Raw genomic sequence first — 26,444 nt, 5'->3', positions numbered from 1 at the left:
CTCCTACCACGTAACGTTCTTCGAAAGGTTGGGTCGCCCGGAGGTCGTACAGGTCACTCGGAACGGGGTGTTGGCGCCGACCCAGCCGCGGCCGCTGCCCGTGCCCTTTCCGTTGCTCCCGATGTTCACATTCCACCGCGAGGTGGTGGAGTTCGTGCTGCACTCCCAGGTCTTGCCCGGGAAGGCGAGGTCGGTGATGGTGGAGCCGACGTACCAGCACGTGCCGCCGCAGGCCACGTCCGGCTCGGGGCAGGATGCGCCCGTGCACTCGCCCGCCTTGTTCACCTCGAGGATCGGGTCCGGCGGCGGGTCGGTCCGGACCGTCACCGAGTCGGACTTGCTGGACCTGCCCGAGTCGCTGATCGTCACCGTATAGGTGTAGGAGGTGTTCCACTCCGGTGCCGTGTCCGTGCCCGATCGGCTGCCCGAGCCGGTGCCGGTGGTGAACTGGGCGACCTCGGTGCCACCGCGCTTGACGGTGACGGTCGCTGCCTTGCCGTTGGGGTTGTAGCTGACGTTCCAGTTGACCTTGTTGCCGTCCACGCTCGCCGAGATCGACGGCGTGCCCAGCGGACCGTAGGTGGTCACGTTCTTCGAGGACCAGGCACCGCAGGAGGCTCCGGCTCCGGTGCCGCCGGCGGAGTCGTTGCAGGCGCGCAGCTGCACGGTCGTCGAGGTGCCGTTGGTGAAACCGGTGATCGTCTTGGTCTGCTGACCGGCGCCGTCGGGCGAGTAGGTCCAGCTCCCGCAGGAGGAGCCGGCGCGCTGGCACTCGACCCGGTTGGTCTTGCCGTGCGAGGCCTGCGGCGTGAAGACGATCTCAGCCGTGCCGTTGGCCCCGGTCGGGGTCGCGCTGGCGAAGGAGACCGCCTCGGGCGTCGCCGCCGCCTCGACCTTGCCGCCCGCGGAGTAGCTGGAGATGTGCGTCTCCGGCGAACCACCGGCACCGGTCTCGCGGGGCGAGGTCGCCTCCGCGTTGCGGGCCCTGACGGAGTACGTGTAGATCGTGCCGTCGTTGGTGACGTCGTCGCGACAGCTGGTCTCGGTCACCCAGGAGCAGACGATCTTCTCGCCGGTGCCGCCGGTGCGGCGTACCTCGTAGGTGACCGGCGCGGGTCCGTTGGCGCCGACCGGGCTCCACGAAGCGGTGACCGTCTTGCCCGTGTTGCCCGCGGTCTCGGACCACTGGAAGGTCGGGGCCGCCGGGGTGTCCGGCTTGCCGGCGCCCATCCCCTCGACCGTCGCCGTCGGGCCCTTGTTGGTCTTGACGCCCTTGTCGTTGAGCGGCACGACGGTGAACTGCACCGGGTCGCCGTTGGAGCTGACCGCCGCCGGATAGGTCGTCTGACCTGCGGAGATGTCCTTGATGCCGCCGCCCGGCCAGCTGATCCGGTACTTCTGCACGTCCGAGCAGTCGCACGCGGCCGGCTTGCTCCAGCTCAGCTCGACCTTGTGGTCGCGCTGGCGGGTCACGCGGAGGTTCTGCACCGGACCGGTGTAGGCGTCGGGCTCGCCCTCGGCCGAGTTGCTCCACTCGCGGCTCGGGCCCACGGAGTTCACCGCGCGCACGCGGAAGTCGTAGACGACGCCGTTCTTCAGCCCGGTGATCCGGCACGAGGTCGTGGGGCAGTCCTGGACGTGGTCGCCGTTGGCCTCCACCTCGTAGCGCTGGATCGGGTCGTCGCCGTTGTCCTTCGGCGCGTTCCACGACAGCGCGACCACGTTGGAGAGGAAGTCGGAGGTCGTACGCAGCCCCGTCGGCGCGCCGGGGACGTCGATGACGTCCACCTCGATGACGCCGGTCGCCTTGACCCGCTTGGAGTCCTTGCCGGAGTCGCTGACCTCGATCGCGTAGCGGTAGTGGCCGTGGCCCTCCTCGGGCGTGTTGAAGGTGATCTTCGAGCCGCTGGCCTTGCCCATGTCGGGCGAGTCACCGTCGACCGGGTCGAGCTTGGTGATCACGATCTCCTGCGACTCCGACGGCACCGGTGTCTGCAGGTAGTCGGCCAGGTCGATGGCGACGGTCTTTCCGGCCTCGGTCTGCAACGGCTTGATCGGGGAGAGCGACGGGGCCGGCAGCGCGATCACGGTGACCAGGAGCTGGCCGGTCGCGTCGGTGCCCTCGACACCGATCTCCAGCGCGCCCTGGGCGCCGGCGTCGGCGCGCTCGGCGGTGAGCCGCAGGCCGCCGTCCTCGGGCTTGACCTCGACCCCGTCGAGCCCGTCGCCGACCTCGGCGGTGAAGTCGAGGTCGTCGGCGTCGCCCGGGTCGGCGGTCCACACGTGGCAGATGGCGGCGATGTCGACCAGCGCGCCGTTGCCGCTCTCCGGGACCTCGACCGGGGTGCTCGGACAGTTGATCTCCGGCTCCTCCTTGCCGATCTGGACCGGCAGGGAGATCACCGAGAGGTGGGCGTCCGCGGAAGTGATCTTCTCGCGGTCGGCGACCTCGAAGGTCAGGGTCGCGGGACCCTTGGTCTCACCGGCGGTGACCTTCACGGTCGTCGCGGTGGTGTCCCCGGTGTTGAGCATGCCCTCGGGCGCGGCCACGATCTTGTCGGTCGTGGTCAGCACCACCGGGTCGCCCTCGGGGTCCTCGACGTAGTCGGTGATGTCGACGTTCTTCGTCTCCCCCGGGTTGAGCTGGAGCTCGGAGCCCGGCTTCAGGTAGGGGGCGTCCTTGGGGCGCGCGGGGACGTAGATCGAGCCGACCGCCTGGGCCCCGTCGGGGTCGGTGACCCGGTAGGTCCAGACCCGGGTGGTGTCGCCGACCGGCAGGGTGACCTTGCCGTCGTCGATCTTCGGCTTGGACTCGTCCTCGCCGACCGAGGGACCCTTGACCGCATCGACGGTGAGGTCCTCGAGCGCGTCGTCGATGTCGGTCACCTTGGTCATCACGTCGACGGTGGTGGTCGAGGAGTCACCCTCCGGGCGGGCGACCACGATCCCGGCCATCGGCGGGTTGTCGTAGCCCTCCTGATAGCGGATCGCCAGCTCGCCGGTGTCTTCGTGAAGACCCGTGGTGGCGCGGTAGGGGATGTGCTGGAACGGCTCCTCGGAGCCACCCTCGACCGTGACGATGCCGTCCGAGCGCTGGGTGACGTTGGAGCCCTCGACCTTGTCGGTGGAAGCCAGGTGCAGCTCGGTGCCCGGCGTACGCAGGTCGTTGGCGAGCACGTCGTAGGTCAGCTTCTTGGTGGGGTCGAGCGTGACCAGGTCGTCGACGGCGACCGGACGCTGGGGCGCGCCGGGTGCGACGACGGCGATCCGCACCGTGCCGGTCGCGACGGCACCGAACGGGTCGCTGACCTCGTAGGTGAACTCGTCGGTGCCGGCGGCGTTCGGGAAGGCCTGGTAGGTGATCGTGTTGGCGCCGTGGGCCAGGACGCGGCCGTAGGAGGGCGCGCTGTTGATCCGGGTCACCGAGACCGAGTCGCCGTCGGGATCGGTGCCGACCGTCGGCAGCCGCAGGGTGACCTCGTCACCCTGGACCACCCGCGACTCGAGCGCCTTCGGCGCAGGCGCGGAGTTGTCGGCCTTCTTCTTCGGCAGCGGCTTGATGTGGACACGGATGTTGCCCGAGGAGTGCTCCGCGGAGGGGTCACCGGTGTTCTGCACGACGTAGCGGACGTCGACGTCGACCGGCCCCTTCACGTCGTCGGGAGCGACGTAGCGGACCCGGTTGCCGTCGATGTAGGCCTCGCCGACCGTCGGCTGGCCCAGCACCTGCAGCTGGCCCTTGGTCTCGATGGTCTGGTCGACGACCAGGCCGACCGGGTCGCCCGAGGGGGTCGAGTCGTTGTCGAGGACCGGGATCGAGACGGAGTCGGCTGCCCTCACGGTGGCCTCGTCGTCGACCGCCTCCGGGGCGTTCTCGGCGCCGCGCAGCGCCGGACGCTGGCTCACCGTCACCGACCCTTCGGCCTCGGCCGCGCCGTTGCTGATCGTGTAGCGGATCGCCTGGGTGGCCGGGTCCATGTCGGGTTTCGACGCCTGGATCCGCAGCCAGCGCCCGTCGAGCACAGCGACCGTCAGGTCGCTGTCGCCGACCGGCTCGGCATGGGTCACGGCGAGGAGCCGGCCCCGGGAGTCGTAGTCGTTGGCGAGGACGTCGAGGGTGCGGGTCGAGGTGCCGAGGACGGCGGTCGTGTCCGGGGTCGCGATCGGCTCGTCCGCCGCCTGGGAGGCGGGTTTGACGTCGACCCGGATCTTCGCCGAGGCGGGCTTCGCGGCCCCGAAGCCCGCGTTGTAGCTGAGCTGGTAGGTGCCCGGCGAGCTTCCCCGGGCTCGCACCACGCCGGTCTCCCGGTCGGTGCTGACCTCGAGGCCGCCCTTGGGCGGTACGTCACCGGCGAGGGTGAGGCTCGCGTCGAGGTTGGACGGGTCGGCGCCGGGGATGTCGTTGTCGAGCGGACGGATCGTCACCCAGGAGCCCTGGGTGCCCTCGGCGACGTCGTCCTTCGGCTCGGGGGACGCGGTGTTGGCCCCGGCGACGATGTTGATCCGCACCTTGTCCTTGGACGGCTTGCCGCCGGTGCTGACCTGGTAGCCGAGGCTCTCGTTCCCCGTGGCGTCCGGGGCCGCCGTGTAGCGGACCAGGCCGTCGGGGGTCACGCTCGCCTTGCCCTTGGACGCGGTCGGGGACTGCGCGGTGACCGGGTCGCCGTAGCGCTCGTCGCGCCAGTCGCCGACCACCGGGATCTCCACGGTGCCGCCGGCGGCGACGGTGTAGTCGGTCGGCGTGAAGTGCTCACGCAGCGTCGGCTTGCCGGTGCCGCCCGAGCCCTCGATCTTGAGCTCCACGCTGGCGTCGTCCTGGCCCGCCTTGCCCTTGAGCCCGTCGTCGACGGTGTACTTGAAGCTGGTCTTCTTGCCCTCGGCCGACTCGGGGGCGGTGACCAGGATCGACTGCCGGTCGGGTGCGATGGTGGCCTCGACGCCGTCGACGGAGGCCTTGCCGACCGAGACCACGCTGAGGATCGAGTCCTTGGCCGAGGAGTCGTTGTCGAGGACGTGCAGGACCGTGGTGCGGCCGGCTCGGGCACCGAGCTGGTCGTCCTTGGCCTTCGGCGCCTGGGCGGCCTTGGTCTGCTGCTGCTGCTTGTCCTTCTTCTGGTTCTGCTTCTCGGTCTGCGGCTGGAAGGCCTCCCAGTTCGAGATCTTCTTGATGTCGGCGCCGTCGATCTCCCAGACATCGCCGTTGCGCAGGTCGTTGAGCACCAGCTGGCCCCGGTTGACCCGGAACTCCAGCTCGGCGGCCGGGCCGAGCGTCGGGATCTCGCCCAGGATCGGCTCGCCCTCGCCGCACTGGGTCACCACCGAGCCGGTCGAGCCGTTGGCCCAGGCACCGAAGACGCAGTCACCGAGGCGCACCGGAGCCGCCGGGTCGCCGGCGGACTCGGCGACGTGGCGGATCTCGCCGTTGCTCAGGGAGACGGCCTTGAGGCCCGTCGCGTCACCGACGAGCACCTCCTTGGCCTTGACGGAGGGCTGCTGGAGGACCGCGCTCTCGGCGGTGTCGCCGAAGTCCACGGCGACGTCGGAGCCCTTGGAGGCACCGAGCAGCCAGCCGGCCTGGTCGAGGGTGATGACGTCGCCGCCGACGACCGTCGCCGAGGTCGGGGTCTCCGCGTACTCCGGAGCCTTCGGGAGCTTGGTCTCCTCGGGATCGGCGAACCGATCACCATCCGGGGCGAAGGCGGTCAGCGTCCGCTTGGCAGCCGAGACGGCGTACGCGGTCCCGTCGGCGCCGATGGCGAGCACCGCGTCGGCGCCGACCGTCTCGGTGGGCTTCGTCGAGCCGGAGAGGTCGGAGAGGTCACCCACCCCGGTGGTCGGGTCGACGGAGGTGAGCCAGACCTTGCCGGTCTTCTGCTCGGCGACGCCGATGGTGTTGCCACCCATCACCACGCGGCTGTCCTTCACGGTCACCGCGTCGTCGTCGATGCCCTCGGCGAGCTTGGTGTTGACCGGCGTGATCGTGCGGGCGTCGCGGTCGATGGAGGCCACCGCGATGCCGTTCTGCACCACGTCGAGGCCGGCGCGCTCGGACCTGGACCCGGCCTCGTTGCCCGCCCAGACGACGCCGTCGAGCTGGGCGACGGGGCGGTTCTGCCGACCGAGGGTGCCCCAGGACTGGTTGGTCACCCAGATGCCGCCGTCATCGAGATCGGCCTTGTGAACTGGGTAGCCCGTCGACTGGATCGCGTAGATCGTCAAACCGCTCGCAACCACGGCAAGAGCGGCCCAGGACGCGATGGAGGTCCGATGACGCCGCATCCAACCGGGCGCCATCCCGAAACGTGCCACCAAGACTCTCCCCAAGTCCTTCCATGCCAAATTGGCCAGCCGACGCAAAAAGCCGGGCTTACTCTAGGCGGGCCCAGGGGTTGAAGCCACACTAATGAGCCAAACGTGGCACACGGCTCAGTGAACACGCTCACCGATACCGTACGTGATGTTCTAAAGTGTCCGCTTCCAGCACCACTATCTCGCATCCTGACCGGGACGTCCCGATCTTGGCACCTCAAAGGAACAGCATGACCGCTTACCCAGCCCTGCGTGCCGCGGGGGCGACTGATGTCGGCCGGGTCCGCGAAGTGAACGAGGACTCGTTCGTCATGCTGCCCGCGGTGGCCGTCGTCGCCGACGGGATGGGCGGTCACGCCAGCGGCGATGTCGCCAGCGCCCTCGCGGTGGAGACCTTCCAGAGCCGCTTCGCGACCATCTGCCCGGTTCCCGAGGACATCCAGGACGCCGTCCACGCCGCCAACTCCGCGATCACCTCGGAGGCGGCGCGCAACTCCGAGAAGCAGGGCATGGGCACGACCCTGACCGGCGTGGCGCTGGTCGAGTCCGGGGGCGCTCCCCACTGGCTGGTGTTCAACGTCGGCGACTCGCGTGTCTACCGGCTCTCCCCGGCCGGCGTGACGCAGGTGACCGTCGACCACTCCGAGGTCGCCGTCATGGTCGAGGCGGGGATGATCACCGCCGCCGAGGCTCGTGTCCACCCGCTGCGCAACGTCATCACCCGGTCGCTCGGCACCTACCCGTCCCCCGAGGCGGACACCTGGCTGATGGCCGTGTCGCCCGAGGACCTGTTCCTGCTCTGCTCCGACGGTCTCACCGGCGAGCTCGAGGACCACGAGATCCATGAGATCGCGTCCAAGACGCTCGGGGTGGGCGGAAGCATCGACAACCTCGCCCAGAGGCTGGTGGACGCCGCGGTTGCATCGGGCGGGCGCGACAATGTCACTGTGGTACTCGTGACACCCCCTCCCTCGCTCTTCGCCGCGCCCGCGGAGACTGACGTCTCGACATCAGGCTCCGCACGATCCGCAGGGGACGTCTCGTCGTCCCATGAGTGATACCGCTACCTACTGTGCCGGGCACTGGCTCGCGTTGAAGGGCGACCGGTGCTGGGCGCTGGTGCAGCTCGGGCCCGGTGACCCGCGGGTCGGTGGTGTCCAGGCCGCGCTGGCCGACCCCCACCCTGTCGACGCGATCGCCGGACTGCTCTCCGCGGACGGGCCGCGAGCCCCCGGCTTCGCACTGATCGGACGCGAGGGCCCACGGGTGCGGTACGCCGTGCGCTCCCCTGCCAAGGTGACCGCCGTCGTCAACGAGGTGCCGGTCTTCATCGACGGCATCGACGTCTCCGGCAAATGGGCCGACGGTCACTTCGCCGCCGTCCCCGAGCGGGCCGAGCTGGCCAACGGGGCCTGGGGCGGGATGGAGGAGGACCAGCCGCTGGTCGACACCGCCCACGCGCGCTCGCTGGACGTCGTCTTCGACCCCGACTTCTCGGCTCAGGTGCACGTCGAGTCGACCATGATGCCGTTGGACCACACCATCCGGCGCTCGGACCTGGCGGCCGCTCCGCCGCCCGCGATGCCACCGTCCGCGCCCCCTCCGGGGATGCCGGGCGTCCCGTCCTTCCAGAGCCCTCCGCCCTCGCCCGTTCCGCCGCCACCGGTGGCACCCTCCCAGCCCGCGCCCGAGGCCAAGAAGGGCATCATCGACGGGCTTCCGTGGCGCAAGAAGGGCGCCAAGAAGCCCGACCCGAACGCGTGGGGTCCGCCGGACCGGCAGCCCTCACCCCCGCCCGCGACGCCGCCCGCTCCACGGCCCACCGCGCCTCCCCCGCCGATGCCCGCGCCGGCGCCACCGACTCCGCCCAACGACATGTCGACCCGGGTCCGCGACATCCCGACCCCGACCCCGGTACCACCGGCGGGTGGGCCGACGGTGTGGGCGGTCTACTGTCCGCAGGGCCACGCCTCGCCGCCCTACTCCCCGACCTGCCGCATCTGCCGGATGGCTCTGCCGCCGCACCAGCAGCCGGTCTCGGTCCCGCGCCCCGCGCTGGGCCAGCTCAAGCTGGGCGACGGCCGGGTCGTCATCCTGGACCGCGGTGCCGTCTTCGGGCGGTCGCCGCGCGCTGATGCCAACGGCAACACGGGGGCTGGTGGCGTACCTCCGCACCTGGTGAAGGTGATGCTGCCCGACATCAGCCGGCTGCACACCGAGGTCCGACTGGAGGAGTGGCAGGTGCTCGTACGCGACCTCGGCTCCGCCAACGGGTCCTACCTGACCCTGCCCGGCGGGCGGCCTCAGCAGATGCGGCCGATGGAGGAGTACGCACTGGAGCCCGGCGCCGTGGTGAGTCTCGCCGGTTCCATCAACCTGACCTACGAGGTTCTCGGGTGAACCAGACACCACCTCCGGAGCTCGGCCCCGAGCTGCCCGGGATGACCTGCCTGAGCAGGCTCGGCTCCGGCGGGTTCGCCGACGTCTATCTCTACGAGCGCCACCACCCGAAGGTCCGGGTCGCGGTGAAGCTGATGCGCTCCTCCGACCTCGCCGAGGCGCAGCGGGCGCAGTTCGCCGCCGAGGCGGCGGTGATGGCTGAGCTGGCCGAGCACCCGTTCATCGTCCCTGTGCACAGCGCTGGTGAGACGCCGGACGGCCGGCCGTACCTGGTGATGGGCTACTACCCCAACAACGACCTCGGCGCCCGCGTGCGCAACAACCCGATGAAGGTGCAGGACGCGCTGCGCTTCGGGATCCAGATGGCCTCGGCCGTCGAGACCGCGCACCGCGCCGGGATCATCCACCGCGACATCAAGCCGTCCAACATCCTGCTCTCCCGCTACGACGTGCCCGGCCTGGCCGACTTCGGCATCGCCGGCCGTCCGCGTGACGACGAGGGCGACATCGGCGTCTCGCTGCCGTGGTCGCCGCCCGAGGTCCTCACCTCGGCGTCCAACGGCTCGGTGGCCTCCGACGTCTACTCCCTGGCCGCGACCGTCTGGCACCTCCTCGTCGGCCGCTCGCCGTTCGCGGAGCGGGGCAACAACTCCGACCGCGCCGTCTTCTCCCGCATCCTGCACACGGCGCCGCCGGCGACCGGTCGCCCGGACGTGCCGCCCTCGCTGGACCGCGTGCTCCAGCAGGCGATGGCGAAGGACCCGACCTACCGGCCGCGGACGGCCCTCGACCTGGCCCGCCACTTCCAGCGGATCGAGCAGGAGCTGCGGCTGGGCCGCACCGAGGTGCAGGTCCTCGACCGCGACGCCGGCGGCAGCGGGTCGATCCCGGTCGTTCCCGACATTCCGGCCGCGCGGGGCGAAGGACCCACGACGGGATCGGGCCGCGCGAGACTCCCCTCCCCGCCCAGCGACCCGGAGATGGAGAAGGCGACCGAGCTCAAGCCGCCGTCCCAGGTCATCGCGCAGGCGCCGATCACCCAGCCCCCGGCCTCGCTGGCCTCGGCTCCGATGGCGGACGCAGGCTCGCCCTCCGGCGACCGCACCCGGTTCAGCTACCCGCGGACCGAGGAGGGCCCGTCCGTCCTCACCGGCGCGCGCCCGTCGGAGAGTCGCAGCAAGACCCCGGCGATCATCGGCGTCGTCGTCCTCTTCCTCATCGCCGCCGTCATCGGCATCGTGCTCTCCCGCGGCGGCGAGGACGAGAAGCCCGACGAGGTCCCGCCCCCGCCCGTCGAGACCGACCTCCCCGGTGTCACCGGCCCCGCCGCCCCGGGCAAGGTCAAGGGCACGCTCAAGGGCAACCGCGCCGTCTTCACCTGGTCCGGCGTACCCGGAGCGACCGGCTACAAGTGGGTCGGCGACAACTCCACCAGCGGCAACGTGAGCCAGCCCAAGGCGGTCGTACGCCTGGAGGGCGCCACCAAGGTCTGCATCCAGGTCCGCTCCCTCGGTGAGAACGGCAACGTCTCCCAGGGCGCCGCCCAGGCCTGCGTCAGCAAGTAGTCCGGGGAGAATCCGTCCGTTACTCGTCGGTACACCGACGGAATCTCCCCGGACTACCCAACCTGACTGCCGGCCACACCCCCACCCCAGCGATACTGGGCGCATGCCGAACACCCCTGTGGCCACGTCAGCGAAGCTGGCGGACGGACGCGAGATCTGGTTCTTCGACGAGCAGCCCACGCTGCGGTCGGTGCACGACGAGCGGCCGCTGGAGCCGCGGGCGGGCGGGTCGCAGCTGCGCTGGGACCGGCTGACCGCGACCTGGACGGCGGTGGCGGGGCACCGGCAGACGCGTACGTTCAAGCCGCCCTCGGACGAGTGCCCGCTGTGCCCGTCGGTCGACGGGAGACTGACCGAGATCCCGGCCGAGAGCTACGACGTGGTGGCCTTCGAGAACCGGTTTCCGGCGCTGTCGACGGTCGCGGTCGGCGAGGCGACCGGGGAGCCGTTCGTCTCCCAGCCGGGGCGGGGCCGGTGCGAGGTGGTCTGCTTCACCAGCGACCACGAGCAGAGCTTCGTCGACCTTCCGCCCGAGCGGGTACGGACGGTGCTCGCGGCGCTCGCGCACCGCACCGAGCAACTGACGGCGATGCCGGAGGTGGCGTACGTCTTCTGCTTCGAGAACCGCGGCGAGGAGATCGGGGTGACGCTGCAGCACCCCCATGGGCAGATCTACGCCATGCCGGTACTGCCGCCGCGGATCGAGTCGCTCGTGAACGCCGCGGACGCCCACCGGGAGGCGACCGGTGAGTGCCTGCAGTGCGCGGTGCTCGCCGACGAGATCGCCGACGGGTCGCGGATCGTGGCCGAGAACGGGTCGTTCGTGGCGTACGTGCCCTACGCCGGTCGCTGGCCCTACGAGATCCGCGTCGTGCCGCGGCGCCACGTGGGCTCGCTGCCCGGGCTGACCGCCGAGGAGATGGACGACCTCGCCGCGCTCTACCAGGAGTGCCTGCGCCGGATGGACGGGCTCGACGACGCCGGTCCGGTGCCCTACATCGCCGGCTGGCAGCAGGCCCCGACCGGCCGCGAGGACACCTGGCACCTGGCCGCCGAGATCTTCACCATCCGGCGGGCGCCGGGACGACTGAAGTACCTGGCCGGCATCGAGTCCGGCGTCGCGCTCTGGGTCAACGACATCCCGCCGGAGACCGCCGCCGAGCGGCTCCGCGACGCTCTCTAGAGCCCTTGCCAGTCCGGCTTCCCGGCGTAGACCTCGCGGTAGTAGTCGCGGCGTACGAGGCGGGAGGCCGCGGCCTCGTCCAGGAGGACAGAGACGTGGCCGTGGAGCTGGAGGACGGAGGCGGGGCAGGTCGCCGAGACCGGGCCCTCGACCGCGGCGGCGACGGCCTCGGCCTTGCCCTCCCCGGTGGCGAGGAGAAGCAGGTGGCCGGCTCGGGTGATGGTGCCGAGCCCCTGGGTGAGTACGTGGTGCGGCACCGCGTCGGGTGAGCCGAAGAAGCGGGCGTTGTCCGTGCGGGTCCTGGCCGTGAGCGTCTTGATCCGGGTCAGCGAGGCCAGCGAAGAACCGGGCTCGTTGAAGGCCAGGTGTCCGTCGGAGCCGATGCCGAGGATCTGCACCTCGATCCCGCCCGCGGCAACGATCGCCGCCTCGTAGCGCTCGCCGGCGCTCGGCAGGGTCTCCTCGGTCGGGTCAGGTCCGTGGACCCGCTCGGGCGGGAGGCCGATCGCGTCGGTGAACTCGCGGCGGATGGTCGCCAGATAGGACTGCTCGTGCCCGTCGGGGAGGCCGACGTACTCGTCCAGGTTGAACGTCTCCACACCCTCGTAGGACGGCCCGCGATCGTCCCGGGCGCGCCGGATGAGCTCCTCGTACGTCGCCAGCGGCGTCGAGCCGGTGGCCAGGCCGAGCACCGCGGGGGTGCCGGCGGCCGCCCGGCGGCGTACGACGTCTTCGATCGTGTCCGCGGCGAGGGATGCCACCTCGGCGGGGGTCTCGAGGACAACTACTTCCATGTCAGTCCTTCGTCGGATCGTTCACTGGGGTGATCAGGGCGGCGCCGATCGCGGCGACCGGGGCGGCGGAGACCACCCGCAGACGCGAGGCGAGCTCGAGAGAGGCGAGGAACGGCGAGGTCTCGGTCTGCCTGACCAGCGCGAGGGCGATCGCCTCCCGCAGGGGCTCCCCGACCGCCGCGACACCCCCGCCGATGACGACGCGTTCGGGGTCGACGGCGAGAGCGAGCGAGCGTACGGCCGCGGCGACGCCGTCGGCGAAGCGGTCCCGCACGATGACGGCCGCCGGGTCACCCGAGGCGGCTGCGGCGAAGAGCGCCGCGGCCGGGTGGCCGGTCGCCGTCGGCCAGGCGGCGGCGAGTGCGGCACCGGAGGCGACGAGCTCGAGGCAGCCGCGCTGTCCGCAGCCGCACACCGGACCCTCCGGGTCGACCGGGAGGTGCCCGACCTCCCCGGCGGCGCCGTGGAAGCCTCGGCGGAGCGCGCCGCTGAGGTAGAGACCGGCGGCCAGGCCGGTGCCGAGCGAGAGGTAGACCAGGTCGTCGACGTCCTCGACGGCATGCGCGCCCAGGGTGGCCGCGTTGGTGTCGTTCTCGAGGGTGACGACCGCCCCCGTCCGTGCGCCGAGCAGCTCCGCGAGCGGGAAGGCGTCGCCGTCCAGGCCCAGGTTGACCGCATGCTTCACGGTGCCTGCGCGGGTGTCGACGATGCCGGGGATGCCGACCCCGATCGAGCGGATCTCGCCGCCGTCGAGCGCCTCCCGCAGGCTCGCGACCACCGCGGCCGCGCTCTTCACGACGCCCTCGCCGCCGGGGGTGGTGGCGGCACGGTCCTCGGCCAGCACCGCCCCGTCCGGCCCGATCGCGATGCCGTGGATCTTGGTGCCACCGATGTCGAGGCCTACCCGTGCGCCGCTCATCTGCCCCATCCCGATCGTCTCAGCACCTCGGTGACGGCGGCCACGCCCGGCAGGGAGAACCCCTGCGGGCACAGTCGTGGCAGCCTCGGCCCGTCGTACGCCCCGGGCCACCCCCACTCCACCAGCACCACGGCGCCGGGGAGCTCGGCGACCGTCCGGCCCACCTCGGGACGGCGGTGCGCGTCACGCACCTGGACGATGAGGGGTGCGTCGGGGAGATCCGGGAGCGGGTCGCCGGGGCGGACGACGATGTCCGGTGGCAGCCCCCAGGGCACGTCGCCCACGGCGATGTTGGCCTCGGTGTCGACGGTCACGACCTGGGCTCCGGCGAGGTGCGGGATCTCGCTGAGGTCGTCGCTGGCCGTCGCGAGCGCCCGGCGAGCGCCCTCGAGGGAGCGCTCCTCGAACCGTGGGTCGAGCGCGGCCTCCGGCCGCTGCTGCGCCCCGGCGAAGTCGGCGAGCAGCTTGTCGGTGCGCGCGACCGCGTCCTGGAGCCGCTCGAGCGGCAGCTCACCGGACTCGACCGCGGCCACGATCGCGGCAGCCGTGTCCCGGACCAGCGAGGTCGGCTTGTCGGGTCCGAGGATCAACAGGTCCGCGCCGGCCGCGAGCGAGAGCACCGCCGCGGCCGGGATCCCCCGGATCGCCGAGGCGCCCGCCATGTCGAGGGCGTCGGAGACGATCGGCCCTTCGTAGCCCAGCTCGCGCAGCAGCCCCAGCACCGGCGCCGAGAGCGTGCCGGGGAGCTCGGGATCCAGCGCCGGAACCATGATGTGGGAGGTCATCACCGAGGCGGCTCCGGCCTCGGCGGCCGCCAGGAAGGGAACCAGCTCGCGGTCGCGAAGCGTCTCCACGGATGCGTCGAGGACCGGCAGGGAGACATGGCTGTCCTGCCCGGTGTCGCCGTGACCGGGGAAGTGCTTGACGCAGGCGGCGACCCCGGTCGACTCCAGGCCCTTCACCCACGCGGCCACGTGCTTGGCGGCCACGCCGGCGTCGTGGGAGAAGGACCGGGTCGCGATCACCGGGTTGTCGGGGTTGGAGTTGACGTCCGCGACGGGTGCCAGGTTGAGGTTGATGCCGGCTCCGGCCAGCCGCAGCCCGATCGCCCGGCCGGTCTCCTCGGTCAGCGCCAGGTCGTCGGCCGCGCCGAGGGCGGCGGCGCCGAGCACCGAGGATCCGGTGAGCGCCTCCAGCCGGGTGACGTCCCCACCCTCCTCGTCGATGGTGATCACCGGAGCCCAGCCGCCCTCGGCGGATGCCGACCGGATCTCGGCCGCCAGGCGGCGTACGGAATGCTCACCGGCCTCGGTGTTGGGACCGAAGAGGCAGATCCCGCCCAAGCCCTCGCGGAGCAGCTCGGCATAGCCGGGCGGCAGGGTGGGGCCGGCGAAGGCGGAGACCTGGACGCGCAGCGCCAGGGTCTCGACGGTGGTCGGGGACGGCATCACGACACCCCCAGCTCACCGGCGAGGACGAGCACCGCGGCGCCGACGATGACGACGTCCTCGCCGAGCGTCGAGGTACGGAACTCCAACGGCTCGCCGCTGACCGGCATCGTCCGCTCGCGGATGATCCGGTCGGCGGTCTCGCGAAGCGGACCGTCCAGGAGGTCGGCCGGCCCGGAGAGGACCAGCTCGTGAAGATTCAGGGTTCCGACCACAGGGGCCAATGCCTTTCCAAGATGTTCGCCGGCTTCCACGAGCGCATCGTCGTGGGCTGTCTCGAGGCGCTCCCGCAGGCGCGGCACCGCGAGGAAGGTCTCCAGGCAGCCCTTGCGCCCGCACGCGCACAGGGGCCCCTCGGGGTCGACGGTCACGTGCCCGACCTCACCCGCCGCGTCGACGAACCCGTGGAGCAGCGCTCCCTCGAGCACGAGACCCGCACCGACACCGGTCCCGACCCGGATCAGCATCAGGCCGCCGTCGCCGGACTGGCCGAAGGTGTACTCCCCCAGCACGGCGGTGTTGGCGTCGTTGGCGACGTACGTCGGTCGGCCGCTCTCGCGGCGCACCTGATCGGCCAGGGCGACATCGGTCCAGCCCAGGTTGGGCGCGGCGACCACGGTGCCGTCGGCCGCGACGACACCGGGACTACCGATCCCGACGCCGAGGATCGGCCGGTCGGTGCTCGCGATCAGCTCGGTGACCAGCTCCTTCACGAGACGTACGGCCTCGCTCCCGGTGCGGCCCTCCCGGCACCTGGCGGTGCGGTGGACGACGTCGCCGGTCAGGTTGAGCACGGCTCCGGCGACCTGGTCGTCACCGGAGACGTCGATGGTCACGATGTGCGTGGCGTCGGCGGCCAGCCCGACCAGCATCGGCGGCTTCCCGACCCGGCTCTCCACCGGCGCTCCGAGCTCCTCGACGAGCCCGTCCTCGAGCAGGCTGCCCACCAGATCGGAGACCGTCGCGCGGGTCAGACCGGAGGCCCGAGCCAGGTCGGCGCGGCTCGCCGGACCCACCGCGAAGAGGTGCTGGAGCACCAGGGATCGGTGATGCCGCCGCGCATCCTCCTGCAGCAACTTACCGATCGGCCGCAACGTACGACGCCTCGCCTTGGACATGTTTGTAAGTCCATCGTACTTATTAATGCCTCGTCAAGTCGAGAACCTGAAATCCCGCCGAGAAGTCGGTTTCCGGCGCCGAAACGTCGACTTCTGACGGCGGGAGGTCAGAGGATGGCGGCGAGCTGGGCCCGGGTCGGGACGTACGGCTCGATGCGGAGAGCCATGTGAGCCTCCTCCGGCGTGCGGTTGCCCTTGCGCCCGTTGCACTTGCCGCACGCCGCCACGGTATTCAGCCAGGTCCATCTGCCGCCGCGTGACTGTGGCAGCAGATGGTCGATGGTGCGGGCGTGGCCGCCGCAGTAGGCACAACGATGCTGGTCGCGCCTGAGCACTCCCTCGCGGGAGTAGCCGGCCGGCCGATACATCCAATGCATGGCGATGTAGCGGACCAGCCGCACCGCCTTGGGCCATGGATGTGGCCCGATCATCTTGTCGCCCTGCTGCTCGTGAACCACTGCCACCTCGCGGAACAGCATCCGCACGGCATGCTTGAACGAGACCCTCCCGAGCGGCTCGAAGGAGGCGTTGTACAGGGTCACGGCACCCACGGTCGTGGTCATCTTCGGTTACCTCCCAGGAGAGTCGGATAGAGATCGCGTGCAGATCGGACAGAAACACTGGACTGAAATAAGAAAGGGGCCGCCCCGACGAGACAGACATGTCTCGCAGGAGCGGCCCGGAGTGATCCGGTGCAGCTATGCACCCAGGTCACTGTCGGCTCCCGCGGGCATGAGGGTCGCGCTCGTGCGCAGCGGTCAGCGACCACGCCGCCGGGGCGGTGGTCGAGTGCTGCGTGCTCATGCGTGTGCCCTTCAACAGGTCAGGTGGATTTGGCCCGGTGGTGAGACCGGGTGCTACCAGAATAGAGCGAACACCCTCCACCTACCAACGGTTTTCGCAGGTCAGGACCGTGTCTTTCCGGTTAACTACGCTCGACGTACGCCGTTTGGTCCCGTTAGCGCGACCCGGCCCGCGTCGCGGAGCCTCGGGATCAGCGCTTCGCCGACCCGGGCGACCTCGGTCCGGTAGGGCGTGTCCGAGAGGACGAAGTGGGTCACGCCGAGCTCCTGGTAGCGGCCCAGTGCGGCGGCGACGTCGTCCGCGTCGCCGACCAGCCAGGTGGTTCCGGCGCCGCCACCGCCATAGCGTCCCGGGGCGGTGTAGAGGCAGTCGTCGAGCACGTCGCCGCGGTCGGCGAGGTCGAGGAGCCGGCTCTGCCCGACGGCCGCCCGGCCGGTGCGGCGGAACTCGCGGTCGCCGACATTGTCGGCCATCCGGCGGACCTTCTCCTCCGCGTCGCGCCAGGCCTCCTCGCGGGTGTCGCGGATCAGTGTGGTGATCCTGAGCCCGAACTCGAGCGGCTCCAGGTCACGGCCCAGCGACTCCTCCAGCCCGCGCAGGCGCTCGACCCGCTCGGCGATGCCGTCCAGCGGCTCGCCCCAGAAGAGCTGTACGTCGGCCTCGGTCGCGGCCACCGCCTCGGCCTCCGACGACGCGCCGCCGAAGTAGAGCCGGGGATGCGGCCGGTCGTCGGTGGCATAGGGCCGCGGGGTGATGGTGGAGCCGGCGACCTGGAAGTGGTCACCGTCGAAGGTGACGTCCTCCTCGGTCCAGAGCCGCCGCACCAGCCGCATGAACTCCTTGGTCCGCGCGTAGCGGGCGGTGCGTGAGTCCTCGCGGTCGCCGTAGGCGGCGAGGTCGTCCTGGCCGGAGACGATGTTGACCCGCACCCTGCCCCGGCTGAGCTGGTCGAGAGTGGCGGCGGAGGTGGCGAAGTTGGCCGGGCGCCAGTAGCCCGGGCGGATCGCGACGAGCGGCTCGAAGGTGGTCGTGCGGGCCGCCAGGGCGGTCGCGACCGTGAAGGTGTCGGGCCTGCCCCAGCTGGTGCCGAGCAGGGCGCCGGACCAGCCGGCGTCTTCGACCGCCTCGGCGAGGCGGACCTGGTAGTCGAGGGTGCCGTAGCCGTCCTCTGGCGCTGCGGTGTCACCACGGTGGCCGGTCTCGACGAAGTTGGGCAGGTACCAGAGGAACTCGGGGGCGTGTGGGGCGTTCATTCCGGACTCCTTCATGAGGTTTTCTAGACAATGTTAATTGTCTTTATCGACTATCTGCCCGCCGTGTCCATGGATGGACAGAGGCTCAGCCAATGAGCCAACCCGGGGTATGGTCCCGGCATGGGCCTCACCTCCACCGAGCTGATCGACCTCGTCCTCGACGCCGGCACCTGGACGTCCTGGGACACCCCACCCGTCCACGGCGAGCTCCCCGAGGCGTACGCCGCCGACCTGGTGCGCGCCCGGGAGCGGGCGGGGACCGATGAGTCGGTCGTCACCGGCGAGGCCCGGATCGCCGGGCGGCGGGTGGCCGTGGTGCTCTCGGAGTTCAGGTTCCTGGCCGGGTCGATCGGGCGCGCGTCGGCCGAGCGGTTGATCGCGGCCGTGGAGCGGGCGACCCGCGAGGGGCTGCCGCTGCTGGCGGGGCCTGCCTCGGGCGGGACCCGGATGCAGGAGGGCACGCCGGCGTTCGTGCAGATGGTGCGGATCGCCGAGGCGGTCACCCGTCACAAGACCGCCGGACTCCCCTACCTCGTCTACCTGCGCCACCCCACCACCGGCGGCGTGATGGCCTCGTGGGGCTCCCTGGGACACGTCACCGTCGCCGAGCCCGGGGCACTCCTGGGATTCCTCGGTCCGAAGGTCTACGAGGTGCTCAACGGCCGCCCCTTCCCCTCTGGTGTCCAGGTCTCGGAGAACCTCTTCGCCCACGGCCTCGTCGACGGCGTCGTACCTCCCGACGAGCTCGCCGGGCTCGTCGACCGGGTCCTCACCATCCTCGACCTCAGGCTCCCCGCTGGTCGGGGCCACTTCGTTCAGACCCTGAGGGAGAGCGAGCGTGTCGAGACCAACACAGTCGTCTCGAGCGCGTCCGTGGACCGGGTTGGTCTCGACACGCCTCCGCCTAGCGGCTCCGGCGGCTCGACCAGCAGACAGGTCGACACCTGGGACGCGATCACGCGGTCCCGGCGTACCGACCGGCCGGGGGCGCGGGCGCTGCTTCGGATCGCGGCCTCGGACGTCGTGCCGTTGAACGGCACCGGGCAGGGCGAGCGGGACCCTGGCCTGATCATCGCGCTGGCGCGGTTCGGGTCGGCGCCGTGCCTGGTGCTGGCCCAGGACCGGCGCGAGCAGGCTCACCAGCCGCTCGGACCGGAAGGGCTGCGCGAGGCGCAGCGCGGGATGAAGCTCGCCACCGGCCTCGGACTCCCCGTCGTCACCGTCATCGACACCCCCGGCGCGGCGTTGTCGGCGGAGGCCGAGAACGGCGGGATCGCCGGCGAGATCGCGCGTACGTTGGGGACGCTCGTCAACGTCGAGACCCCGACGCTCAGCCTGATGCTGGGCGAGGGCAACGGCGGCGGCGCGCTCGCGTTCCTCCCCGCCGACCGGGTCGTCGCCGCGCAGCACGCCTGGCTCTCCCCGCTACCGCCGGAGGGCGCCAGCGCGATCGTGCACGGCGACTCCGACCACGCCGCCGAGATGGCCGAGGCGCAGCGGGTCCTCGCCGTCGACCTCCAGCAGATCGGTGTGGTCGACCGGATCGTCGCAGAGTCCCCCGACGCCGCCGACGAGCCGGTGGGGTTCTGCCGCCGGGTCGGAGACGCCCTGGAGGAGGAGCTGCTCGCGCTGCTCGCCGCGGGGCCGGGCGAGCCGACGGCGCGGGCCGCTCGCTACGCGGGCTGAGGCGCCAGAGAATGGTGTAACACGCTGTTACACCGACTATCCGGTCGTTCAGAACGACCGGATAGTCCTACGAACAGCGTGTTACACCTCGCGAACTCCGCCACGATGGGTTGGCTCGGCGCTGCCGTCCGGCAGCAACCCCCACACTCGATCGGAGTTTCTCGTGCCTCAGATCAAGCGTCTCCTCGCCCTCGCCGCCACGACCTCGCTCGCCGCGGCCCTTCCCCTCATCGGCGCCCCGGCGCAGGCGAACGAGGGCAGCTTCAGTGCGCTGACGTACAACATCGCCGGCCTGCCCGAAGTCATCTCCAGCGCGCCCACGCCCCGAAAGTCCGCCACCAACGAGATCGGCCGCCGGATCGACCGGTTCGACATCGTGAACGTCCAGGAGGACTTCAACTACCACGCCTACCTCTACGCGACCGACGTGCACGACCACCGCACCCCGACCTCGGGTGGAGTGCCGTTCGGGAGCGGGCTGAACAGCCTGCACCACCAGCCGTACGAGGCGCTCGACCGCGTCACCTGGGACCACTGCTGGATCAACCAGGCCGACTGTCTGACCCCGAAGGGGTTCACCTTCCACCGCGCGCAGATCGCCCCGGACACCTGGATCGACGTCTACAACCTGCATGCCGACGCCGGCGACGACAGCCTGGACGAGGCCGCTCGCCGCGGCAACCTCGAGCAGCTCACGGCGTACATCTCCGAGCGCTCCGCCGGCAACGCGGTCCTCGTCATGGGCGACACCAACACGCGCTACACCCGCGAGGGCGACCGGATCTCCGACTTCGCCGCCGCGAACGGCCTGACCGACGCCTGGGTGGAGCTCGTACGCAGCGGTGACGAGCCCGACCACGGCAGCCCGGCCCTGGGGTGCCCGGAGGTGGACCCGGGCGTGGAGTGCGAGGTCGTCGACAAGGTGCTCTACCGCGACGGCGGCGGGGTCGATCTGAGCGCGACCTCCTACCGCAACCTGGACGCCGACTTCCGTGAGGACGGCTCCGGGCTGATGCTCTCCGACCACTTCCCGATCGCGGTCGACTTCAGCTGGACCAGGAACTGATCGACTAACCCCTTGCGCAGGGGCTGAACACGTGTTTAGCATTAAACATGCGTTCAGCCCCTCCCGACCCGACCACCCGTGACCGGATCCGCGACGCCGCCGTGCTGCGGTTCGCGCGCGACGGTTTCAGTGCCTCGGTCCGTTCGATCGCCACCGACGCCGGGGTCAGCCCGGCCCTGGTGATCCACCACTTCGGCTCCAAGGACGAGCTCCACGCCGAGTGCGACGAGCAGATACTCGCCGAGATCCGCTCGACGAAGAACGACACGATCGACGAGCTGGCCTCCGGACAGGGCATCCTGCACAGGTTCGCCGCCGCGGACGAGTACGCGCCGATGCTCGGCTACGTCCTCCGCTCGCTGCAGGACGGCGGCCCGGTCGGCCGCACCTTCATCGAGCAGATGATCGAGGACGCGGTCGGCTACACCAAGCACGGCGTCGAGGCCGGGCTGATCAAACCCAGCCGCGACGAGACGGCCCGGGCCCGCTATCTGGTCCTCTCCGCCCTCGGCTCGCTCATGCTCGAGCTCACCCTCAACCCGGCCGAGGACCCCAGCGACATCAGCGGCATCGTGCGCGGCTTCCTGACCACGAGCTACCTCCCGATGGTCGAGCTCTACACCCAGGGCATCTTCACCACGCGTCGGATGCTCGACGAATACCTGCTCTACGTCCCGGACCCGCCACAGGACGCCGCGACCGAGCCCCCGTCTCAATGACGCCAGGCCCGTCGGCGTACGTCCTCCTACCCTCCCAACGCGGAAGCGAGTTCCCATGTCCGACAACATCCCCGCGGTCGAGATCGCGGGTCTGCACAAGTCCTTCGGCTCCTTCAAGGCCCTCGACGGCCTCGACCTGACCGTCCAGCCCGGCCAGGTGGCCGGTTTCCTCGGCCCCAACGGCGCCGGCAAGTCCACCACCATCAAGGTCCTGCTCGGCCTGCTGCGCTCCGACGCCGGCACCGCCCGCCTCTTCGGCGGTGACGTCTGGCGTGACGCGGTCGAGCTGCACAAGCGGATCTCGTACGTCCCCGGCGACGTGTCACTGTGGCCCAACCTCACCGGTGGCGAGTGCATCGACTACCTGACCCGGCTCAAGCCGAGCGGCGACAAGGCGCGCCGGAAGGCACGCAAGGCAGAGCTGCTGGAGCGGTTCCAGCTCGACCCCACCAAGAAGTCGCGCACCTACTCCAAGGGCAACCGGCAGAAGGTCGCCCTGGTCGCGGCGTTCCTCGACGAGTCCGAGCTCTACATCTTCGACGAGCCGACCTCCGGCCTCGACCCGCTGATGGAGGCCGTCTTCACGGAGTACGCCCGGGAGGCCAAGGCCGAGGGCTCCTCGGTCCTGCTCTCCAGCCACATCCTCAGCGAGGTCGAGAAGGTCTGCGACACCGTCACGATCATCCGCGCGGGGATCGCGGTCGAGTCCGGCACCCTGGACGAGTTGCGCCACCTGACCCGCTCCTCCGTCGTCGCCACCCTCGGTGGCGACCCGTCCGCACTGGGCAGCCTGCCGGCCGTCAACGACCTCGTGACCAGCCAGAACGGCGCCGGCACCCGAGTCGCGTTCGACGTGGACAACCACGCCGTCGGCGAGGTCATGAAGACCCTGACCGACCTGGACGTGCACGGCCTGACGGTCACCCCGCCCTCGCTCGAGGAGCTCTTCATGCGCCACTACGGCGACGTCATCGAGACGGAGGAGGCGTGATGAGCGCCCTCGCTCCGGCCATCCCGCGGCGTACGCCGCTGACGTCCTTCGCCGGCACCTGGCACCTGACCCGGTTCATGCTCCGGCGCGACCGTGTCCGGCTGACCGTCTGGACGGTGTCGCTGCTCGCGCTGTACGCCTACTTCGTCACCGCGCTGAGCACGGTCTACCCCACCGCCGAGGACAGACAAGGCCGCGCCGACCTGATGCAGCAGCCGGCCTCGGTGTTCCTCGGTGGGCCGAACTACGGTCTCGACGACTACACGATCGGCGCGATGTTCGCCAACGAGATGACGCTGTGGATGATTGCGCTGCTCGGGGTCATGAACATGTTCGAGGTCGTCCGCAACACCCGCGCGGAGGAGGAGAGCGGGCGGGCGGAGCTGGTCCGCTCGCGCGCGGTCGGACGGCACGCGGCCGTCGCCGCGTCGCTGCTGACCGTGGTCATCGCCAACGTCGTCTTCGCCGTGCTCGGGAGCGCGCTGCTGATCTCCGCGGGTGACCTTCCGGTCGAGGACACCTTCGCTCTGTCGACGGCGATCGCCGTCAGCGGCCTGGTCTTCGCCGCGGTCGCCCTGGTCACCTCGCAGCTGACCACCCACGGTCGAGGCGCCACCGGGCTCGCCCTCGCGGTCCTGGGCGTCTCGGTGCTGGTGCGCGGCATCGGCGACCTGCAGGCCGGTCCCGGCGAGCATGGCACCTGGCTCTCCTGGCTCTCGCCGATCGCGTGGACCCAGCAGATGAGGGCGTACGTCGACCTGCGCTGGTGGCCGCTCGCGCTGAGCGTGGTGGCGGTCCTGGTGCTGCTCGCCGTCGGTGCCTTCCTGGCTTCCAAGCGCGACTTCGACGGGGCACTGCTCGCCGACGGCTCCGGCCGGGCCGAGGCGACCGGGACGCTCTCGTCCCCGGTGGCCATGGCCTGGCGCCAGCAGCGTACGGCGCTGTTCTGGTGGTTCCTCGGCACCTTCGTGATGTTCGGGGCTACCGGCACCTACCTCGGCGAAGGCGTCGAGGACATGGTCGCCGACATGGCCGCGTCCAACCCCGAGGCGGCCAAGATGTTCGGCGACGACCCGCTCACCGGGTTCCTGGCGATCATGATCCTGTACGCCGCGCTGGCCGCCGCCGGCTACGCGATCGCGACCACGCTCCGAGCCAAGGCGGACGAGACCGAAGGGCGTCTGGAGATCGCGCTGGCCAAGCCGGTCTCGCGCGGTCGCTGGTTCGCCTCCCACCTCGTGGTCGTGGCGGTGGGCGCGTTCGTACTGACCATGGTCTCGGGCGCCCTCGCGCTGTGGGCGGGCGCCCTGGTCAACGGCGAGGTCGAGCTGGGGACGTTCCTGAAGGGCGGCGCGGCGTTCCTGCCGGCTGTGGCAGTGTTCTTGACCCTCACCGCGGCGCTCTACGCCTGGCTCCCCAAGATCACCCCGGCCATCTGGGCGCTGTTCGCGTTCACCTGCATCACCGGGATGTTCGGGCCGCTCTTCGACCTCCCGGACGCGGTCGCCGGCATCTCCCCGTTCTGGTGGGTCGGCCGCTACCCGCAGGAGGCGATCGAGGCCTCGCACATGATCGGCCTCAGCGCCGTCGCGCTCGCGCTGCTGGTGGCCGCCTTCGTCGGCTTCCGCCGCCGAGACGTCGTTGCAGGCTGACCTTCCACAACCTCATCCCTCCCACATGCGCTGAAGTGAGTTCCCATGTCCGACAACATCCCTGCGATCGAGGTCGCGGGTCTGACCAAGCACTTCGGAAAGTTTCTCGCGCTCGACGGGCTGGACCTGATGGTCCAGCCCGGCGAGGTGCACGGATTCCTCGGCCCCAACGGCGCCGGCAAGTCGACGACGCTGCGAGCACTGCTCGGCCTGCTGCGCGTCGACGGCGGCGAGACCCGTGTCTTCGGGCTCGACCCCTGGCGTGACGCCGTCACGATCCACAAGCGCCTGGCGTACGTCCCGGGCGATGTCGCGCTGTGGCCCAACCTCTCCGGTGGCGAGATCATCGATCTGCTGCTGCGGCTTCGCGATGTGGACCCGAAGGACACCCGTCGTGCCGAGCTCTTGGAGCGCTTCCAGCTCGACCCGACCAAGAAGGGCCGCGCCTACTCCAAGGGCAACCGGCAGAAGGTGGCTCTGGTCGCGGCCTTCGCCGCAGACCCGGAGCTGCTCATCCTCGACGAGCCGACCTCGGGCCTGGACCCTCTGATGGAGCAGGTCTTCAACGAGTGCGTGGCCGAGCACAAGGGGCGCGGCGCGACCGTGCTCCTCTCCTCGCACATCTTGTCCGAGGTGGAGCGACTGGCCGACCGGGTCACCATCATCCGGGATGGCCGGACGGTCGAGACCGGCACCCTGGAATCACTGCGCCACCTACGGCGCTCGAAGGTGACAGCGCAGGTCAGCGGGGCAGTCCCGGAGCTGGCCGGGCCCGGCATCCACGATGTGATCATCGACGGCGAGAGCATCACGTGCACGGTCGACCCAGAGGGCCTTCCGACCCTGCTCGCCGTCCTGAGCGCGGCAGGCGCCCGGTCCCTCAACTCGGCACCGCCGAGCCTCGAGGAGCTGTTCCTCGACGCTTACCAGACCGAGGGGGCGCGATGAGCACGTACTCCGGCACCGCACTGCTGACCCGCACGGCCCTGCGCCGTGACCGGGTCATCATCCCGGCGTGGGTGGCCGTCCTGACCCTGATGGTCTACGCCTCCGCGGTCGGCACCGAGTCGCTCTACACCTCCGAGGCGGAGCGGGTGCACACGGCCGAGGGGCTCAATGCCAGCGGCGCGACCGTCGCTCTCTACGGCCCGATCCTCGACGTCCACAGCCTCGGCGAGCTGGCGATGACGAAGATGACCGTCCTCTACTCGATCTTCGTCGCCGTCCTGCTCGTCGTCCTCGTACGCCGCCACACTCGCGTCGAGGAGGAGAGCGGCCGGCTCGAGCTCGTGGGTGGCACGGCAGTGGGCGCCGAGGCGCCGACCGCAGCCGCCCTGGTCGAGGCCACCGGGGTATCGCTCCTGGTCGGCGTCCTCGCAGCACTCGCCTCGATCGGTGGCGGGCTGCCCGCGACCGGATCCATCGTCTTCGGCGCGACCTGGACGGGCATCGGCCTGGTCGCGACCGGGATCACCGCGGTGACCTCCCAGCTCTCGGCGAGCGCACGCACCTGCGCCTCCCTCACTGCTGGCGCGATCGGCGTCCTGTACATCATTCGCGCCATCGGCGACACCTCGGTGTCCTGGCTCTCCTGGCTCACGCCGTTCGGCTGGAACACCAAGATCCGCGCCTGGTCCGAGCCGCGCTGGTGGATGCTGCTCCTCTATGTCGGCCTGGCTGCCGTGCTCGTCGGGGTCGCGCGTGTCCTGCACGGTCGCCGCGACCTCGGCTCCGGGATGATCGCGGCACGGCCGGGACCTGCGGTCGGATCGCCCCGCTTGGCGGACGCACTCGCCCTCTGCGTACGTCTGAACTCGTCGGCACTGATCACGTGGTCGATCGCGATCGCGGCGATGGGTGCGGTCTTCGGCGCGATCGTCCCAGGCTTCGGTGACCTGCTGGACAGCGAGAGCGCCCAGGAGATGCTGCAGCGGCTCGGCGGCGAGGGAGCGTTCGCCGACACCATGGTCGCGGCCGTCCTCTCGATCGTGGCGATCGTGATCACCTTCTTCGCGATCTCGGTCATCTCCCACGCCGGCTCGGACGAGTCGGACGGGCGTGCCGAGACGGTGCTCGCCACCGCGACCTCTCGGTCCCGCTGGTACTGGTCGACCGTCCTCGTGGCCTTCACCGGCGCCCTGTGGCTGCTGTTCGTGGCTGGGCTGTTCATGTGGATCGGTTTCGGAGCGGCGGGCTCGGCCGACGGCTCGCATCCCGACCAGATCCTGCCCGCGGCCCTGGCCTGGGCACCGGCGGTCTGGCTGGTCTCAGCTCTCGCTGCCGGACTGCTGGCGCTGCGGCGCTCGGCCCTCGGCTACGCGCTCCCCGCGCTGTGCCTGGTGATCACCCTCGTCGGCGAGCTCCTCGAGGCGCCCGGCTGGTTCATCGGCATCTCGCCGTACTCGCACATCCCGCAGATGCCCACCGAGTCGTTCACGTGGGCCCCCGAGCTCACCCTGACCGCCCTCACCGCCGCGGTGCTCGTGGGCGCCTGGGGCTGGTTCCGCACCCGCGACATCGGCTGACCCCCTGCCGAG

At 70.8% G+C, this 26,444-nt stretch carries 18 protein-coding genes; 11 read left to right on the top strand and 7 right to left on the bottom strand.

The window, feature by feature from the left end; genetic code table 11:
* Positions 1-3 precede the first annotated feature (3 nt).
* A complete protein-coding gene (locus BLT25_RS10770) occupies positions 4-6,219 on the bottom strand; it encodes an Ig-like domain-containing protein (RefSeq protein ID WP_091045394.1) in 6,216 nt (2,071 codons plus the stop codon).
* Between the two features lie 320 nt (positions 6,220-6,539).
* Here BLT25_RS10770 and BLT25_RS10765 point away from each other — a divergent pair, with 320 nt between their 5' ends.
* The 4 genes from BLT25_RS10765 to galT all read left to right on the top strand — a co-directional run bounded on the left by BLT25_RS10765 (position 6,540) and on the right by galT (position 11,457).
* Positions 6,540-7,367, top strand: a complete 828-nt coding sequence (locus BLT25_RS10765; protein ID WP_091045392.1) for a PP2C family protein-serine/threonine phosphatase — start codon at positions 6,540-6,542, stop codon at positions 7,365-7,367.
* Positions 7,360-8,709, top strand: coding sequence for an FHA domain-containing protein (locus tag BLT25_RS10760; RefSeq protein ID WP_143033712.1), 1,350 nt, complete (start codon positions 7,360-7,362; stop codon positions 8,707-8,709). The genes BLT25_RS10765 and BLT25_RS10760 overlap by 8 nt, the downstream gene beginning before the upstream one ends.
* Positions 8,706-10,274 (top strand): serine/threonine-protein kinase, encoded by a 1,569-nt coding sequence (locus BLT25_RS10755; protein ID WP_091045389.1) that lies wholly within the window; start codon positions 8,706-8,708, stop codon positions 10,272-10,274. The genes BLT25_RS10760 and BLT25_RS10755 overlap by 4 nt, the downstream gene beginning before the upstream one ends.
* A 103-nt stretch (positions 10,275-10,377) precedes the next feature.
* Positions 10,378-11,457, top strand: coding sequence for a galactose-1-phosphate uridylyltransferase (gene galT, locus BLT25_RS10750; RefSeq protein ID WP_091045388.1), 1,080 nt, complete (start codon positions 10,378-10,380; stop codon positions 11,455-11,457).
* Here galT and nagB read toward each other — a convergent pair.
* The 6 genes from nagB to BLT25_RS10720 all read right to left on the bottom strand — a co-directional run bounded on the left by nagB (position 11,454) and on the right by BLT25_RS10720 (position 17,793).
* Positions 11,454-12,251, bottom strand: coding sequence for a glucosamine-6-phosphate deaminase (gene nagB, locus BLT25_RS10745; protein WP_091045386.1), 798 nt, complete (start codon positions 12,249-12,251; stop codon positions 11,454-11,456). The two genes, galT and nagB, sit on opposite strands and share 4 nt — an antisense overlap.
* Position 12,252: 1 nt before the next feature.
* A complete protein-coding gene (locus BLT25_RS10740) occupies positions 12,253-13,170 on the bottom strand; it encodes an ROK family protein (protein ID WP_091046246.1) in 918 nt (305 codons plus the stop codon).
* On the bottom strand, positions 13,167-14,618 hold the full coding sequence (locus BLT25_RS10735; protein WP_091045384.1) for a glycoside hydrolase family 3 N-terminal domain-containing protein: 1,452 nt from the start codon (positions 14,616-14,618) through the stop codon (positions 13,167-13,169). The genes BLT25_RS10740 and BLT25_RS10735 overlap by 4 nt, the downstream gene beginning before the upstream one ends.
* Positions 14,618-15,736, bottom strand: a complete 1,119-nt coding sequence (locus BLT25_RS10730; protein WP_091045382.1) for an ROK family transcriptional regulator — start codon at positions 15,734-15,736, stop codon at positions 14,618-14,620. The genes BLT25_RS10735 and BLT25_RS10730 overlap by 1 nt, the downstream gene beginning before the upstream one ends.
* A gap of 107 nt (positions 15,737-15,843) precedes the next feature.
* The gene (locus tag BLT25_RS10725; protein WP_256328540.1) at positions 15,844-16,299 is read right to left on the bottom strand and encodes an HNH endonuclease; all 456 of its coding nucleotides are present in this window, start codon (positions 16,297-16,299) and stop codon (positions 15,844-15,846) included.
* 366 nt (positions 16,300-16,665) lie between these two features.
* Complete coding sequence (locus BLT25_RS10720) at positions 16,666-17,793, bottom strand: LLM class flavin-dependent oxidoreductase (RefSeq protein WP_256328539.1); 1,128 nt, start codon at positions 17,791-17,793, stop codon at positions 16,666-16,668.
* Between the two features lie 120 nt (positions 17,794-17,913).
* Between BLT25_RS10720 and BLT25_RS10715 the strand changes: the two genes are divergently transcribed.
* The 7 genes from BLT25_RS10715 (at position 17,914) to BLT25_RS10685 (ending at position 26,432) form a co-directional block, all read left to right on the top strand.
* The gene (locus BLT25_RS10715) at positions 17,914-19,479 is read left to right on the top strand and encodes a carboxyl transferase domain-containing protein (protein WP_091045379.1); all 1,566 of its coding nucleotides are present in this window, start codon (positions 17,914-17,916) and stop codon (positions 19,477-19,479) included.
* Between the two features lie 163 nt (positions 19,480-19,642).
* Positions 19,643-20,545, top strand: coding sequence for an exonuclease/endonuclease/phosphatase family protein (locus BLT25_RS10710; protein WP_176883781.1), 903 nt, complete (start codon positions 19,643-19,645; stop codon positions 20,543-20,545).
* Positions 20,546-20,592: 47 nt separating this feature from the next.
* The gene (locus tag BLT25_RS10705) at positions 20,593-21,264 is read left to right on the top strand and encodes a TetR/AcrR family transcriptional regulator (protein ID WP_091045377.1); all 672 of its coding nucleotides are present in this window, start codon (positions 20,593-20,595) and stop codon (positions 21,262-21,264) included.
* Between the two features lie 55 nt (positions 21,265-21,319).
* Positions 21,320-22,255: an ABC transporter ATP-binding protein gene (locus BLT25_RS10700; RefSeq protein ID WP_091045376.1), complete on the top strand. Its 936-nt coding sequence runs from the start codon at positions 21,320-21,322 to the stop codon at positions 22,253-22,255.
* The gene (locus tag BLT25_RS10695; protein WP_091045374.1) at positions 22,255-23,907 is read left to right on the top strand and encodes an ABC transporter permease; all 1,653 of its coding nucleotides are present in this window, start codon (positions 22,255-22,257) and stop codon (positions 23,905-23,907) included. The genes BLT25_RS10700 and BLT25_RS10695 overlap by 1 nt, the downstream gene beginning before the upstream one ends.
* 45 nt (positions 23,908-23,952) lie before the next feature.
* Complete coding sequence (locus tag BLT25_RS10690) at positions 23,953-24,855, top strand: ABC transporter ATP-binding protein (RefSeq protein ID WP_091045373.1); 903 nt, start codon at positions 23,953-23,955, stop codon at positions 24,853-24,855.
* Positions 24,852-26,432 carry an ABC transporter permease gene (locus BLT25_RS10685; protein ID WP_091045371.1) on the top strand — a complete coding sequence of 527 codons (1,581 nt, stop codon included), beginning with the start codon at positions 24,852-24,854 and terminating at the stop codon, positions 26,430-26,432. Before BLT25_RS10690 ends, BLT25_RS10685 begins: the two co-directional genes overlap by 4 nt.
* Positions 26,433-26,444 lie beyond the last annotated feature (12 nt).

Source organism: Nocardioides sp. YR527, assembly GCF_900101045.1.
In the GTDB taxonomy this organism is placed as follows: Bacteria; Actinomycetota; Actinomycetes; order Propionibacteriales; family Nocardioidaceae; genus Nocardioides.
The sequence above is the reverse complement of the archived record's forward strand: the minus strand, read 5'-3'. Positions and strand labels throughout refer to the sequence as shown.

Bases quoted from the DNA above. Each gene is read 5' to 3' on its own strand.
- nagB (WP_091045386.1), bottom strand. From the start codon at position 12,251: ATGGAAGTAGTTGTCCTCGAGACCCCCGCCGAGGTGGCATCCCTCGCC.
- BLT25_RS10725 (WP_256328540.1), bottom strand. From the start codon at position 16,299: ATGACCACGACCGTGGGTGCCGTGACCCTGTACAACGCCTCCTTCGAG.
- BLT25_RS10705 (WP_091045377.1), top strand. From the start codon at position 20,593: ATGCGTTCAGCCCCTCCCGACCCGACCACCCGTGACCGGATCCGCGAC.
- BLT25_RS10720 (WP_256328539.1), bottom strand. From the start codon at position 17,793: ATGAACGCCCCACACGCCCCCGAGTTCCTCTGGTACCTGCCCAACTTC.
- BLT25_RS10685 (WP_091045371.1), top strand. From the start codon at position 24,852: ATGAGCACGTACTCCGGCACCGCACTGCTGACCCGCACGGCCCTGCGC.
- BLT25_RS10760 (WP_143033712.1), top strand. From the start codon at position 7,360: ATGAGTGATACCGCTACCTACTGTGCCGGGCACTGGCTCGCGTTGAAG.
- BLT25_RS10765 (WP_091045392.1), top strand. From the start codon at position 6,540: ATGACCGCTTACCCAGCCCTGCGTGCCGCGGGGGCGACTGATGTCGGC.
- galT (WP_091045388.1), top strand. From the start codon at position 10,378: ATGCCGAACACCCCTGTGGCCACGTCAGCGAAGCTGGCGGACGGACGC.
- BLT25_RS10695 (WP_091045374.1), top strand. From the start codon at position 22,255: ATGAGCGCCCTCGCTCCGGCCATCCCGCGGCGTACGCCGCTGACGTCC.
- BLT25_RS10735 (WP_091045384.1), bottom strand. From the start codon at position 14,618: ATGCCGTCCCCGACCACCGTCGAGACCCTGGCGCTGCGCGTCCAGGTC.
- BLT25_RS10740 (WP_091046246.1), bottom strand. From the start codon at position 13,170: ATGAGCGGCGCACGGGTAGGCCTCGACATCGGTGGCACCAAGATCCAC.
- BLT25_RS10730 (WP_091045382.1), bottom strand. From the start codon at position 15,736: ATGTCCAAGGCGAGGCGTCGTACGTTGCGGCCGATCGGTAAGTTGCTG.
- BLT25_RS10700 (WP_091045376.1), top strand. From the start codon at position 21,320: ATGTCCGACAACATCCCCGCGGTCGAGATCGCGGGTCTGCACAAGTCC.
- BLT25_RS10715 (WP_091045379.1), top strand. From the start codon at position 17,914: ATGGGCCTCACCTCCACCGAGCTGATCGACCTCGTCCTCGACGCCGGC.
- BLT25_RS10690 (WP_091045373.1), top strand. From the start codon at position 23,953: ATGTCCGACAACATCCCTGCGATCGAGGTCGCGGGTCTGACCAAGCAC.